This is a genomic window from Brevundimonas sp. P2_A6 (genome assembly GCF_056404975.1).
The window spans coordinates 24,906-39,054 of sequence record NZ_JBFUCZ010000001.1 but is presented as its reverse complement, the minus strand read 5'-3'; the positions used below and the strand labels follow the sequence as shown (position 1 = coordinate 39,054).

Here is a 14,149-nt window from a genome sequence, read left to right as displayed (position 1 = left end):
ATCGGGAGGATGTGTGCGGCTATAGCGTCGGCAATCAGCCTGCGCCAGTGGTGGCGGGCTTTTCGTCTTCGGCGACCGGATAGAAGGTGTAGCTGAGCGTGATTTCCTGCACGCCCCTGGTCTCGGCATCGGTCGCCAGTTCGGGGGCGACGAAATACTGCACCGGGAACTTCTTGGTCTCGCCGGCCGCGATCGTCTGATCGTCGAAGCAGAAGCACTGCAGCTTCTGGAAATAGGCTCCGGTGGTCTCGGGCACGACGTTGTAGGCCGCGCGCGCCAGGATCGGCTGGTCCGAGGTGTTGGTGACGTCGAAATAGGCCAGGCCCGTCTCGCCGATACGGACCCGCTGGGTCGTCTGTTCGGCGCGGAAGGTCATGGGCAGGTGTCGGACGTTGGTGTCGAAGCGAACCGTGACCATGCGATCCAGCACCTGATCCGGAGCGGCCTCGGCCCGGCGCACCGTGCCGTCGAAACCCGTGACCTGGCAGAACATCTTGTAGAGCGGCACGGCGGCAAAGGCCGCGCCCGTCATGGTCAGCACCAGGGCGGCGCAGACCAGGGCGATGGCATTGGCCGATTTCAACCCATTTTTCTTCGGACTTGGGCGCATCAGCGCGACCGTTCCGCCACGGCCTGCTGCTGGGCCGTGCGCTCGGCCAGATTCCGCTGCATGCGCAGGAAGGTGGTCGAGAAGATCAGCACGACGAAGGCCGCCAGACCCAGGGCGATCCACAGACTGCGCTTGTTGCGCGCGGCGAGTTGTTCGGGGGTCAGGAACACAGGCTGCATCCTCCGGTAATGCCAAAACTCTCGACCAGAAGGGCCGCGAACAGGGCCATCAGATAGAGGATCGAAAAGGCGAAAAGATTGCGGGCCGGTTTGGCCTCGGCACGCACGTCATACAATGCGGCCTCTCGCCCCACGGCTTCGGCCTTGTCGGGGGCATCGCCCGCGCGCGAGCGCCAGACCCGCACCGCCAGCGCCAGGAACATCAGCCCCCCGCCGATCGATACGGCCAGATAGACGGGTCCACCCAGGCCGGTGAAGCCCGGTGCAATGGCGATGGGGACCAGGATGAGGCTGTAGAGCAGGATCTGCAGGCGCGTGGACTTCGCGCCCCGCGCCACCGGCATCATCGGGATACCAGCCTTGGCGTAGTCGCCGGTCGAATACAGGGCCAGGGCCCAGCTGTGCGGCGGGGTCCACAGGAAGATGATCAGGAACAGCAGCCACGCCTGCCACGGGGCCGAGCCTGTCGCCGCGGCCCAGCCGATCACCGGAGGAAAGGCCCCCGCTGCGCCGCCGATGACGATGTTCTGGGGCGTCCGGCGCTTCAGCATCAGGGTGTAGAAGACGGCGTAATAGAGGATGGTCAGAAGCAGCAGCCCGGCCGCGAACCAATTAGTGTTCATCCCCAGCAGCATGACGGAAAAGATCGACAGAACGACGCCGAAGGCCATGGCGTCGTTCTTCTTCAGCCGCCCGGCCGCCACGGGCCGCCCGCGCGTGCGGCGCATCAGCGCGTCGGTGTCACCCTCCAGCGCCATGTTGAAGGCCCCGGCCGCGCCGGCACCGATGGCGATGCACAGGACCGCGATCGCTCCGACGAACGGATTGACCGACCCGGGGGCCACCACCAAGCCGGTCAGGGCGGTGAACACCACCAGCGACATCACGCGTGGCTTCAGCAGCTGGAAATAGTCTTCCGGCTGGGTGGTCGAGACGGTGGGGGTGGCGGTCACGGGTGTGTGGGTCATTTGAAAATGTGAGAGGGCCGCCTCCCGGTCAGGGAGACGGCCCTCGTCCTATCACGAACGGGACGGGTTTAGTGGCTGTCGGCCTTGACCACCGGCAGTTCGTTGAACTGGTGGTGCGGCGGAGGCGAGGACAGGGTCCATTCCAGGGTCGTCGCGCCTTCACCCCACGGGTTGGCGACACCCTTGCGACGACGGATGGCGGCCTCGGCCAGCATGACCAGGAACACCAGCACGCCCACGGCCGTGATCGCATAGCCGTAGGACGACACCATGTTCCAGAAGGCGAAGGCGTCGGGATAGTCGACGTAGCGGCGCGGCATGCCCTGCAGACCCAGGAAGTGCTGCGGGAAGAAGACGATGTTGACGCCCACGAACATGATCCAGAAGTGCGTGCACCCCAGGAACTCGTTGTACTTCACGCCGAACATCTTCTCGAACCAGTAGTAGAAGCCGGCGAAGATCGCGAACACGGCGCCCAGCGACAGGACGTAGTGGAAGTGGGCGACGACGTAATAGGTGTCATGCAGGCTGTAATCGATGCCCGCGTTGGACAGGACCACGCCGGTCACGCCGCCGACGGTGAACAGGAAGATGAAGCCGATGGCCCACAGCATGGGGGTCTTGAAGCTGACCGAACCGCCCCACATCGTGGCGATCCAGCTGAAGATCTTCACGCCCGTGGGCACCGCGATGATCATGGTCGCGGCGATGAAATAGGCGCGCAGGTTCACGCTCATGCCGACCGTGTACATGTGGTGCGCCCACACGATGAAGCCGACGAAGCCGATGGCGACCATGGCGTAGGCCATCGCGAGGTAGCCGAACACGGGCTTCTTGGAGAAGGTCGAGACGATATGGCTGATGATGCCGAAGCCCGGCAGGATCAGGATGTAGACCTCGGGGTGGCCGAAGAACCAGAACAGGTGCTGGAACATCACCGGATCGCCGCCACCGGCCGGGTCGAAGAAGCTGGTGCCGAAGTTACGGTCGGCCAGCAGCATGGTGATGGCACCGGCAAGCACGGGCAGCGAAAGCAGCAGCAGGAAGGCGGTGACCAGCACCGACCAGGCGAACAGCGGCATCCGGTGCAGGGTCATGCCCGGCGCGCGCATGTTGAAGATGGTGGTGATGAAGTTGACCGCGCCCAGGATCGAAGAGGCACCCGCGACGTGCAGCGAGAAGATCGCCAGGTCCATCGCCGGACCCTGGTGACCCACCGTCGACAGCGGCGGATAGATCGTCCAGCCGCCGCCGAAGCCGCGCCCCGGTCCGCCATCGACGAACAGCGACAGGCACAGCAGGATCCAGGCGGCGACCAGCAGCCAGAACGAAATGTTGTTCATCCGCGGGAAGGCCATGTCCGGCGCGCCGATCATGATCGGCACGAACCAGTTGCCGAACCCTCCGATCATGGCGGGCATGACCATGAAGAAGATCATGATCAGGGCGTGGGCGGTGACCACGACGTTGTAGCCGTGCTTGGACTGCTCCACGAGGCCCATCAGGGCGACGCCCGAGCCCTCGGTGAAGATCTGGATGCCCGGCTCGGCCAGTTCCCAGCGGATCAGACCCGACAGCGCGCCACCCACGATGCCCGCCATGATGGCGAACAGCAGGTACAGGGTGCCGATGTCCTTGTGGTTGGTCGACAGGAACCAGCGGGTGAAAAAGCCCGGCTTGTGGTCGTGCTCGGCGTGGGCGTCATGCCCGGGCGCGTGAGCGATGTCGTCTGCGGTGATGTCGGTGGCCATGTCTGTCTCGGGCTCGCGTTACTGGGCGGCCGGGGCGGCGGCGGGAGCCGCAGCCGTGGAAGCGGTGGAAGCGGATTCGGCGGAAGGCGCGGCGGGGTTCGGGGCCTCGGCCACGGCCGGGGTCGCGGCGTCGCCTGCCGCGGGTGCCGCCGCAGCGGCCGCCGCGGCGGCCTCGTCGGCCGCCTTGGTCATCGATCCTCCCTTGGAGGCGACCCAGGCCGCGAACTCGGCCTCGGTGACGACATTGATCTGGATCGGCATGAAGGCGTGATCGACGCCGCACAGCTCAGAGCACTGGCCATAGAAGACGCCCGTGCGCTCTGCCTTGAACCAGGTCTCGTTGACCCGGCCGGGCACGGCGTCGGTCTTCAGGCCGAAGGCCGGCAGGGCGAAGGCATGGATCACGTCGGCACCGGTCACCAGAACCCGCACGGTCTTGCCGACCGGCACGACGATCGGCTCGTCGGCGGCCAGGCGATAGGGGACGCCGCGCGCCAGCGCCTCTTCTTCGGGCAGCATGTTGGAGATGTATTCCGGCACGCCCTGGTCGGGATATTCGTAGGCCCAGTTCCACTGGTTGCCCGTCGCCTTGATGGTCAGATCGACGGGCGGCGTATCGTGATAGGCGAACAGCAGGCGGAACGAGAACAGCGAGATGCCCACCAGAATCATCACCGGCAGCACCGTCCAGATGATCTCGACGACCGTATTGTGGCTCCACTTCGCCGGAACGGGGTTGGCCTTCTCGTTGTAGCGGAACACGATCCAGCCCAGCAGGCCCAGCACCAGAACGCAGATGCCGACGATGATCGGCATCAGGATCACGTTGTGGAAGAAGATCGCCTCGTGCTTCAGCGGCGAGGCGGCCGGCTGCAGATCGATGCCGCGCGGCGTCGGCTGACCCATCAGGTCCTGCGCCCACGTCGGGGTGGCGAAGAAGACGGCGAGCGAAGCGGCACCCAGAAGGTGTCCGGTCTTGCTCAGGGCTCTCGTGCCCAGTCCCATGCGAGAGTTCCTCATATACATCTGCCAATCGAGCCGCTGAACGCAGCCCCACCCGGCCTCTGGGGAGGGACCCGGCGATTTCAAGCGCGGTCCATATCGGCTCATACCCAGCTTGCCAAGCGATACGGGCGCGTTCCGTCGCCGCATGCGGCCGATTGGTCCATTCCCGCCTCGGTTAAATCGCTGTCATGTTTCAACAGCTACCTTGCAGCGCATGATACCTTGCGATAGCCTCTGGAAATCAAAGGAGGTGTTCGGACATGCCCGAAACCATAGAGATACAGTTGAAGAAGGGGGTGCTGGGCCTGTGTGTCCTGGCCCTTCTGGCCCGTGCCGACAGCTATGCCTACGAGATCGCCAGCCGCCTGTCGGATGCGATCGACATGGGAGAAGGTACGATCTACCCGCTGATGCGCCGCATGCAGACGGACGGCCTGGTCGAGACCTATCTGGTCGAATCATCGTCGGGCCCGTCGCGCAAATACTATCGGCTCAGCTCGGCCGGCCGCGAGGCCCTGGCCGCCCAGTCCGCCGAATGGACCCATTTCACCCGCGCCGTGGATGCGATCGTCGCCAACGATCCTGCCCCTGTCGCCCCTGCTGGAGAGCCCGCATGACGCGCGCCGAATTCCTCAGCCGTTTGAAGCAGGGCCTGGTTGGCCTGCCGATGGCGACCGCCGCCGAGATCACCTCGGACTATGAAACTCACTTCGACGACGGTCTTGCGGCCGGTCGTTCGGAAGCCGAAGTCGCAGCCGCCCTGGGTGACCCTGCCCGTCTTGCGCGCGAGCTGCGGGCCGAAGCCGGCGCCCAGCGCTGGCATCAGGAAAAGAACCCGTCTGCCGCGGCCGGGGCCGTGTTCGCGGTCCTGGGCCTCGGGGCCATCGACATCCTGATCCTGCTGCCGATCCTGATGGGCGTGATCGGCACTCTGTTCGGGGTCGGCATCGCCGTCATCGCCCTGTTCGTCTCGGGCGGAGCGATCATGGTCGCAGGACCCTTCGCCGACGCGCCTGGCGGAGCCTTCGCCGCCATCCTGGCGGGTCTGGGCCTGATGGCCGGAGCCGCCTCGGCCGGAGCCCTGCTGGCCATCGTCACCATCTGGCTGGTCAACGGCATCGTCTGGTTCGCCCGCCTGCACTACCGACTGCTCAAGCCCGCGCTCGAGCCCCAAACCACCCAAGTCATGGGAGACCCCGCATGATCCGGACCCTCTTCATCATCGCCGCGGCCGGCCTCGTGCTGGCCACGGCTTCCCTCGGCGGGGCCTTTGCCCTCGGCGGACGCGACATGGCCCGCCACGGCTGGGCCTGGACCTTCCACGACGAGGACGGCGACACCGTCCGCTTTCAGCGGGCCGACGACAGCCGCAGCCCCGACGTCACCCGCCAGATCGCCTGGACCGGCGGCGACACCCTGACCGTCGATCTGTCCGCCAACGTCGACTACGTCCAGGGCGACACGGAGGGCGTCACGGTCACGGGTCCGGCCGATCTGGTCGAGAAGGTCCGCCTGGTCGACGGCCGCCTGAGCTGGGTCGCCAATGACACTGACGGCCCGAACCACGAGACGGTCGTCTTCGGCGGCAACCGAGACGGTCGCGGTATGTGGGCGCATTCGGAAGCCGTCCACATCGTCGTCACCGCGCCGAACGTGAAGACCTTCAACCTGGAGGGGTCGTCCAACCTGATGCTGCGCGACTACGATCAGGATACCCTGGCGATCGATATCTCTGGGTCGGGAGAGGTCACCGCGACCGGCCGAACACGTGCGCTTGAAGTCGATATCTCGGGCTCCGGCGACGCGGACCTGGGGTCGCTGACAACCACCGACGCCAACGTCGCCATCGCCGGATCGGGCGACGCGACGGTGGCCCCCACCGGCCGCGCCGACATCTCGATCTCCGGCTCGGGCGACGTGGACGTGACCACGCGACCCGCGACCGTCAACCAGGACATCAACGGGTCTGGCGAGGTGACCCTGGGGTGAAGCGATCAGTCTCCTCCCCATCCTTCGGACGGGGAGGAGACATTCAGCTTTGCCCTCCCTATCTTGCCTTTCATGACCGTCCACATCCCCCCGCCGCCCCTGCTCGAATCCTCCGGCGTCGATCCCTCCGATGCCCTGTCGATCCTGCAGGGTGCGCTGCACGGTGCCGACGATGGCGAGCTGTTTCTCGAACGCTCCGAATCCGAGTCCCTGGTCTTTGACGACGGTCGCCTGAAGGCCGCCGCCTATGACGCCACCGAAGGCTTCGGCCTGCGCGTCGTCGCCGGAGAGACAGCCGGTTACGCCCACGCAAACGAGATCAGCGCCGCCGCCCTTCGTCGCGCCGCCGACAGCGCGGCCCTGGCCAAGTCGGGTCATGCAGGCGTCACCTCCGAAGGCCCCCGCGCCACCAATCAGAAGCTCTATGACGCGGTCGATCCGCTCGCCTCGCCGGCCTTTTCGGACAAGATCGCCCTGTTGCAGGAGATCGACGCCTGGGCCCGCGCCCGCGATCCGCGCGTGGTCCAGGTCTCGGCCTCCATCGTCGGGGAGCGCCGCGCCATAGAGATCCTGCGCGCAGACGGCCTGACGGTGAACGACGTTCGGCCTCTGGTTCGATTGAACGTGTCCGTCACCGTGGAGAAGGACGGTCGGCGCGAGACCATGTCGTCGGGTGCCGGGGGTCGGGCCGGTTTCGAGACCTGGATTCAGCCGGAGCGCTGGCAGGCCCAGGTGGACGAGGCCCTGCGCGGTGCCCTGGTCAACCTGGAGGCCGTCGACTGCCCGGCCGGAGAGATGGACGTGGTCCTCGCCGCCGGCTGGCCTGGCGTCCTGCTGCACGAGGCCATCGGCCACGGCTTCGAGGGCGATTTCCACAGGAAGGGCTCCTCGGTCTTCTCCGGCATGATGGGCAAGCGCGTCGCCGCCCCCGGCGTGACCGTCGTCGACGACGGCTCCATCGCCGGGCGTCGCGGATCGCTCAGCGTCGATGACGAGGGCACGCCGACCTCGCGCACCGTTCTGATCGAGGACGGCATCATGGTCGGGCTGATGAACGACCGTCTGTCGGCGCGACAGCTGGGCCAGCGCGCCACCGGCAACGGGCGTCGCCAGTCCTTCGCCCACATGCCGATGCCGCGCATGACCAACACCTTCATGGAGGGTGGCTCGGCCAAGCAGGCGGACATGATCGCCTCGACGAAGCGCGGTCTCTATGCCGCCAACTTCGGCGGCGGCCAGGTGGACATCACCAACGGCAAGTTCGTCTTCCAGTGCACGGAGGCCTATCTGATCGAGGACGGCAAGATCACGGCCCCTGTGCGTGGTGCGACCCTGATCGGCGACGGGGCCACGGCCCTGACCAATGTCTCGATGATCGGCGACGACTTCGCCTTTGATCCCGGCGTCGGCGTCTGTGGCAAGTCGGGCCAGGGCGTGCCGGTCGGCATCGGCCAGCCCAGCCTCAAGATCGGTGGCCTGACGGTGGGCGGAACCGCCGTCTAGTCTGGCCTTTCGCCGGCTACGTCCGTTTCTGTCGGACCGATGATCTAGTCTGGCGGCTCGATCGAAGACGGGCCGCGAAATTGGAGAAGTTGGAGTCACTTTTTTCTTTCAGCAGACTCCCGTTTTCACCCTCGGATCGCTGCTCGACACCGGCTCAGTCCGCCTGGTCCGCTCTCCAGTCCGGGCCGCGCACCTCGAACCCCTGCGACTCCAGCCCGTCCAGCACCCCACCCGGCTCGGCCAGCAGCCGCAGGGGCGCGACCGCCAGCGTCGTGCCAGGCTGATCCAGCGCCCCGGAGATCGCCGTCAGCCACTGACCCCGGAGCTGCGGCCCGATTTCGGGATCACCCCACGGCCAGCACTGACCCAGCGCGATATCCAGCGGGTTTTCGATCACGTCGGGCACCCGCAAGGCGCGCCAGTCTTCCGCGCGATGAGCAAAGCCGTCCGGTCCATTCTCGGCCGCCACCACACCGGCGGCTATACAGGAGACATAGGCCTGCGGGGGCTGGGTGATAAGGTTGTCGACGATTTCATCCCCCCGCACCGTGCCCACCGTCTCACCCTCGATCCTGGCGCGTCGGGCGGCGCGGCGCACCACGTCCTCCGCATCGTCGCCACCGGGACGGTAGCCGGCCTTGTCTCGATTCAGGTCGAAGCCCAGCAGCACGAAGCTCTTACGCCGCCAGTCGTCGCCCTCGTCGGCCATGACGGCCTCCAGGCGCGCCTGTACCGCCGGATCGAGATAGTCCGCGCTGGTCGTCTCGCCCGGCAGGCGGCTGATCGTCCGCATCCTCCACAGCAGGCGCACGAGATCGGAGGGTGAGACGCGACCGACAGGTGGATACAGAATCCGGTCCGCCCGCGCCGTCGCCGCCTCCAGCCCGGACGGGTTCCACTCGAAGTCGCGCGGCAGGCCCCGGATGTTGCCGACGAGGATCAGCGACCGATCGCCCCGGCTGACCTCCCATATGGGCGTCTGGGACCGGCGGGCCACAACGATGATGTCATCGAGCTGATCCTCGTCCTGGCCCAGGGCGGGCACGGCCGCCCCCAACAGAAGAAGGCTCAGGGCCAGGGCACGGATCATGGAAGACGTCCTCGCGATGAACGGTCACGCTTGCAGCGCCTTGTGGCGCCAGCGTGGCGTCGGCTGACGGAACTTCGGCCACGCCGTCGTGTTTGCAAACAGGTCAGCCCTGGGAGGTCGTGATGGTTCAGGAATCTTCGGTCAGCCCTCGCGACCGCCGCCGTATGGTCGTCGTCGGCAGCATCATCGGCGCTGCCGTCGTCATAGCCGTGGGTGCGTGGACCCTGGCCCCGCGTCATGCGGCGTCAGGCGTGACCGGCCCCGGGCTGTCGATCGCCGTGGTGGCTCCGGTCGAGCCGGTGCCCGTCCCGGGCGGCATTCTGGAAGTCGGCACCCTGAACGACGGCTTTGATCGGGCCGCCCTGGATCGGCAGCCTGAAATAACCACCGCCGACTATGTGCCGGCCGATGCCTATGTCGGCGAGGACTGGCCGCCGCTGGAGCCGGTCGCCGACGTCCGGCCCATGGGCCAGCCCTATGCCCCCGTCAACGTGGCAACCGTGACGACCACCGACCCGCTCGCCGATGGGTCCCGCCTGTTCGGTTTCGACCGTCGCCGGGAGCCGGCTGTATCACAGTCCGCGGAACCCGACGTCGCAGCTATACAGTCCGAGCCAGCAAAAGGCGACGAAACCTTCTTCGAATGATCTCGATTTGTTAAATATCGGACAGGATTACCACCCTGTAATGCTGTATTCGATTTAATGCACCTGTCCGTCTTGTAACTGGAGATCGATCCACGGCACCGCCAAACCTGCCCTCACAAACGAGGGGAACCCCAGGCGATGACGAAGACGATCCTATTGGCCACCACGGCTATCCTGTTCGGTGGCGGGGTGGCTCAGGCCCAGACAGCTGCCCCCACCCCATCGGCCCAGGCTGCCGCGCCGGTGGCTGAGGCCAACCAGCAGGGCGTGCTGGTTTTCACGCCGGACTTCTTCACCGATTATCGCCCCAACACGGCGCTGGACATGGTCAGCCGCGTTCCTGGCTTCTCGACCCAGGACGGCGACGGATCGCGTGGCTTCGAAGGGGCCGTCGGCAACATCCTGATCAACGGAGCCCGACCGGCGTCCAAGAACGACAGCGGATCCTCGGTGCTCAGCCGGACCCTCGCCTCCCAGGTGGAGCGGATCGAACTGGTTCGCGGCGGCGCGCCGGGCATCGATATGCAGGGCTATTCCGTCGTGGTGAACGTGATCACCAAGAGCCAGTCCAGTCGCCAGTCGGTGCTGACCTGGAACGCCTTCCTGTTCGACGGCGGACAGGACGCCTACAACGGCACCTACCAGTTCACGGCCAAGGACGGGGACCGGACCTGGGGCTTCACCCTGTCCGACGGCGTCAGTGTCAGCGACTCCAACGGCCCCGGCCGGGTCATCCGGCGCGACCCCAACGGCGTGGTCCTGCGCGATGAGTTCTACGTCAACGACCAGCTGGGCGGCGGTCAGGCCATCCGCGGCAACTATGCCGACGCCTTTCTGGGCGGAAAGATCGATCTGACCGCCCGGATCGGCCAGAACGACTACAGCAACTTCAGCCTCCAGACCGCGCCCGGCATCCGTCGCGACAACAGCTTCAGCGACGAGGGCACGAGCGGAGAAGTCGGCGCTGTCTACACCCGCCCCGTCCGCACCGGCCTGACCAGCGAGACCCGCTTCATCCGTGAATGGAACGATTTCGACGACACCTCGGTGTCCAGCAGCGTGATCGGCGGCGTCGCCAGCCCCGAACAGCGCTTCACCTCGGTCGGCAATGCATCGGAGACTATTCTGCGTTCGCTGCTGCGCTGGGAACGCACGCCGTCGATGACCATCGAGGGTGGTGCCGAGGTGGCCTACAACATGCTGGAGACCCATCAGGCCTTTACAGTCGGTGGTGCGCCGGTGACCCTGCCCTCGGCCTCCGTCACGGTGGAGGAGACGCGCGGCGAGGCCTTCACCAAGGCGACCTGGCGCGTCCGGCCAAACCTGACGCTGGAAGGCGGTATCCGTCTGGAAGCGTCCACGATCACTCAGTCGGGGGACGCGGATCAGGAGAAGTCCTTCTACTTCGCCAAGCCACGTTTTCAGGCCACATGGACACCGATGGCCAACAATCAGGTGCGCTTCCGCCTCGAACGCGAGGTGGGCCAGCTCGACTTCGGCGATTTCGCCGCCTCTGCAGACCTGGATGAGGACAATGTCTTCGGCGGCAACGTCGATCTGGAGCCCGAGCAGCGCTGGGTCACCGAACTGGTCTACGAGCGCCGCTTCCTGGGCGACGGCATCGTCTCTCTTGGCTACCGCCACGACGAGATCACCGGCGTGATCGACCGCCTGCCGCTTCCGAACGACCTGTCGGCGACCGGCAACATCGGTGACGGGACGCTGGACCAGCTGGCCGTCAACATCTCGGTCCCTCTGGACTGGACCGGGTTCTCGGGCGGTCAGTTCACCTTCGAGAACGAATGGAACAAGACCGAGGTCACCGATCCGACGACGGGCCAGACGCGGCCCATCTCGGGCGTCCGACCGTCGCAGCCGGCCTTCACCATCAGCCAGGACATCACCAGCTGGAAGATAAACTGGGCCGCCACCTTCCTGGCGTCGCTGCGCCAGTATTCCTACGACCCCGACCAGACCTCCGGCTTCAACGGGGACGACTATTTCCAGGGGTTTGTCGAATACAAGCCGACGACCTCGATCTCGATCCGGGCCCAGGTCACGGTGTGGAACGACTTCAACGTGGAGCGCACCGTCTATGCCAGCCGGACCGGGGGGCGACCCGTCGCCTACACCGAGACCCGCGACATCGACCCCAACACCTTCTACCAGATCACGCTGAGGAAGACCTTCTGACCCCTGCGGCGGCGGCCGTGCACCGGTCGCCGTCGAACCTGACGCAGATTTAATCCCGTGTTCGTGCGGGGCGTTGTAGGCGAACCCGGCCCGCCGCTTCCGGGGGCCGGAGATGCGCGCACCATGTTGATCCGGACCCTGTTGCTCGCCACCACGACCGTCCTCGCCGTGCCCATGTCTGCGAGCGCCCAGGTTGCCGAGGCAATGCAGCCGGCGCCAGCGGCCGACCCCACGGGGCCGGGGGTGCTGATCTTCACGCCGGACTTCTTCGTCAGTTCCCGGCCGAATACGGCGCTCGACATGGTCGGCCGCCTGCCGGGCTTCGGCCTGGACAGTGGCGACAACGACACGCGCGGCTTCGCCGGCGCGGCGGGCAACGTCCTGATCGACGGGGATCGCCCCGCGACCAAGAGCGAAGGACTGGACGCCGTCCTGCGGCGCATCTCGGCCGACAGCGTGGAGCGGATCGAACTGATCCGCGGCGGAGCGCCGGGTATCGACATGCAGGGCCGCGCCGTCATCGCCAATGTCGTTCTGAGGCGCACGGTGCAGATCGAACGGGTGATCGAGGTCAACAGCTATGTCTATCCCGACGGCTACCTCGGACCGTTGCTGAAGGGGTCCTGGTCGCGGCGGGAGGGGGACGACCAGCTGGAGGCCTCGTTCAGCGCCACGTCGGATCGCACCGCCCAGACCGGCACGGGCTATCGTCGTCGGTACGACGCGGCCGGAAACCCGACCCAGGAGGCGGACCTGGATCTATGGGACCGCTACCGGAATGTTTCGGGCACGGTGGCCTGGCAGGGAAGGGTCGGTGGCGGCAAGCTGCGGATCAACGTCCTGGGCGGCCGTTTCGACACGGCCAATTCGATCGACACCCGGATCGTGTCGGGTGTCGGCAGCGATGAGCTGAGCACCGGCGACTTCAGCAGCGCCAAAGGCGAGGTCGGGGCCAACTGGTCGCGGGCGCTGGGCCAGCGCAGCGAGATCGAGCTGATCGGGCTGCAGACCTATGCGACCGAGGACAGTGCGTCGGGGTCGCGCAACGCCGGCGGCCGGTCCGACTTCGGATCCGAATCGACGGCGGGCGAGAGCATCGGCCGGGCCGTGTTGCGCTTTCGGCCGAATGACCGCTGGGCCTGGGAAGGCGGCGGCGAGGCGGCCTACAACTTTCTGGACAGCGCGACGTCTTTTGCCCAGGACGGCGTGCCGGTTCCCCTGCCGTCCGCCTCGGTCAAGGTCGAGGAACTGAGGGGCGAGGCGTTCGGCCAGGCGACCTGGCGGCCCCGTGCCGGTCTGACAGTCGAGGCCGCGCTTCGGGTCGAGGTGTCCGACATCCGCCAGTCGGGCGACAGCGACCTGTCGCGGACGTTCGTCTATCCCAAGCCGCGCCTGCAGCTGACCTGGACGCCGATCGCCGATCACCAGTTGCGATTGCGGGTCGAGCGCGAGGTGGGGCAGCTGGACTTCGGAGACTTCGTCGCCTCGGCCGATGTCGACCTGAACCAGGTCGAGGGCGGCAATCCCGAGCTCGAGCCCGAGAAGAGCTGGATCGTCGAAGGCGTGTACGAGCGCCGCTTCTGGGGCGAGGGCGTCCTGACGCTGACCGCGTCGCACCGAGAGTGGGAGGACATCGTCGACGTCATTCCCCTGTTCGGTGGTTTCGAAGCGGTGGGCAACATCGGGACGGGCACCTCGGACTTTCAGCAGGTCCAGCTGGCCTTGCCGCTGGACCGGTTCGGCCTGCCCCACGCCCGGTTCAACGGCCGCGCCAGTTGGCAGCAGTCCAGCGTGATCGATCCGCTGACCGGCGAAGCGCGCCGCTTCAGCGGCCAGCTGGCCAATGGCTGCGGCGTCAGTTTCGACCAGGATCTGCGGGACGGTCGGTGGTCATACGGGGGTCATCACGGCTGCAACACCGACGATTCGATCCAGTACCGGATCCGCGAGGTTCGCCGCGTCGAGACCGATCCGGACCTGACCTTCTTCGTCCAGTGGAAGCCCCGGCCGGAGCTGACGCTCCGGTTCGACGCAGGCAATGCCAGCGACCTGGAACGACGCCGCACCCGTTTCGTCTATTCCGGCCCGAGGGACAGTTCGCCGCTGGCCTTCCGAGAGGACCGGGGCACGCGCCAGGGTCCGTTCGTCTTCCTTCAGGCGCGCAGGACGTTCTAGGGCGAACGCGGGGCGGCGCGTGGACGCCGCCCCTTTTTC

At 66.5% G+C, this 14,149-nt stretch carries 13 protein-coding genes; 7 read left to right on the top strand and 6 right to left on the bottom strand.

All coding sequences use genetic code 11. The annotated features are described in order from the left end of the window. Positions 1 to 34: 34 nt before the first annotated feature. The 5 genes from AC1DW4_RS00220 to coxB form a co-directional block, all read right to left on the bottom strand. The gene (locus AC1DW4_RS00220; RefSeq protein WP_477015222.1) at positions 35 to 610 is read right to left on the bottom strand and encodes a cytochrome c oxidase assembly protein; all 576 of its coding nucleotides are present in this window, start codon (positions 608 to 610) and stop codon (positions 35 to 37) included. Beyond that, positions 610 to 789, bottom strand: a complete 180-nt coding sequence (locus AC1DW4_RS00215) for a hypothetical protein (protein WP_477015221.1) — start codon at positions 787 to 789, stop codon at positions 610 to 612. Before AC1DW4_RS00215 ends, AC1DW4_RS00220 begins: the two co-directional genes overlap by 1 nt. Further along, positions 771 to 1,757, bottom strand: a complete 987-nt coding sequence (gene cyoE / locus AC1DW4_RS00210; protein WP_477015220.1) for a heme o synthase — start codon at positions 1,755 to 1,757, stop codon at positions 771 to 773. Before cyoE ends, AC1DW4_RS00215 begins: the two co-directional genes overlap by 19 nt. A gap of 68 nt (positions 1,758 to 1,825) precedes the next feature. Then, positions 1,826 to 3,508: a cytochrome c oxidase subunit I gene (ctaD, locus tag AC1DW4_RS00205; RefSeq protein WP_477015219.1), complete on the bottom strand. Its 1,683-nt coding sequence runs from the start codon at positions 3,506 to 3,508 to the stop codon at positions 1,826 to 1,828. An 18-nt stretch (positions 3,509 to 3,526) separates the two neighbouring features. Beyond that, positions 3,527 to 4,513 (bottom strand): cytochrome c oxidase subunit II, encoded by a 987-nt coding sequence (gene coxB, locus AC1DW4_RS00200; RefSeq protein WP_477015218.1) that lies wholly within the window; start codon positions 4,511 to 4,513, stop codon positions 3,527 to 3,529. A 260-nt stretch (positions 4,514 to 4,773) separates the two neighbouring features. Here coxB and AC1DW4_RS00195 point away from each other — a divergent pair, with 260 nt between their 5' ends. The 4 genes from AC1DW4_RS00195 (at position 4,774) to tldD (ending at position 8,005) form a co-directional block, all read left to right on the top strand. Then, positions 4,774 to 5,130: a PadR family transcriptional regulator gene (locus AC1DW4_RS00195; RefSeq protein ID WP_477015217.1), complete on the top strand. Its 357-nt coding sequence runs from the start codon at positions 4,774 to 4,776 to the stop codon at positions 5,128 to 5,130. Further along, positions 5,127 to 5,717, top strand: coding sequence for a DUF1700 domain-containing protein (locus AC1DW4_RS00190; protein ID WP_477015216.1), 591 nt, complete (start codon positions 5,127 to 5,129; stop codon positions 5,715 to 5,717). The genes AC1DW4_RS00195 and AC1DW4_RS00190 overlap by 4 nt, the downstream gene beginning before the upstream one ends. Continuing rightward, entirely contained in the window at positions 5,714 to 6,502 is a 789-nt protein-coding gene (locus AC1DW4_RS00185; protein ID WP_477015215.1) for a GIN domain-containing protein, read from the top strand. The genes AC1DW4_RS00190 and AC1DW4_RS00185 overlap by 4 nt, the downstream gene beginning before the upstream one ends. A gap of 72 nt (positions 6,503 to 6,574) precedes the next feature. Next, positions 6,575 to 8,005 (top strand): metalloprotease TldD, encoded by a 1,431-nt coding sequence (gene tldD / locus AC1DW4_RS00180; RefSeq protein WP_477015214.1) that lies wholly within the window; start codon positions 6,575 to 6,577, stop codon positions 8,003 to 8,005. Between the two features lie 154 nt (positions 8,006 to 8,159). Here tldD and AC1DW4_RS00175 read toward each other — a convergent pair whose 3' ends face one another. Beyond that, on the bottom strand, positions 8,160 to 9,095 hold the full coding sequence (locus tag AC1DW4_RS00175) for a TraB/GumN family protein (RefSeq protein ID WP_477015213.1): 936 nt from the start codon (positions 9,093 to 9,095) through the stop codon (positions 8,160 to 8,162). Positions 9,096 to 9,217: 122 nt separating this feature from the next. On the opposite strand from AC1DW4_RS00175, the gene AC1DW4_RS00170 reads away from it, so the two are divergent. From AC1DW4_RS00170 to AC1DW4_RS00160, 3 genes are all read left to right on the top strand, one after another. Then, positions 9,218 to 9,742 carry a hypothetical protein gene (locus tag AC1DW4_RS00170; RefSeq protein WP_477015212.1) on the top strand — a complete coding sequence of 175 codons (525 nt, stop codon included), beginning with the start codon at positions 9,218 to 9,220 and terminating at the stop codon, positions 9,740 to 9,742. Positions 9,743 to 9,880: 138 nt separating this feature from the next. Next, on the top strand, positions 9,881 to 11,935 hold the full coding sequence (locus AC1DW4_RS00165) for a TonB-dependent receptor plug domain-containing protein (protein ID WP_477015211.1): 2,055 nt from the start codon (positions 9,881 to 9,883) through the stop codon (positions 11,933 to 11,935). Positions 11,936 to 12,058: 123 nt separating this feature from the next. Continuing rightward, positions 12,059 to 14,110: a TonB-dependent receptor plug domain-containing protein gene (locus AC1DW4_RS00160; RefSeq protein ID WP_477015210.1), complete on the top strand. Its 2,052-nt coding sequence runs from the start codon at positions 12,059 to 12,061 to the stop codon at positions 14,108 to 14,110. Positions 14,111 to 14,149: the final 39 nt, after the last annotated feature.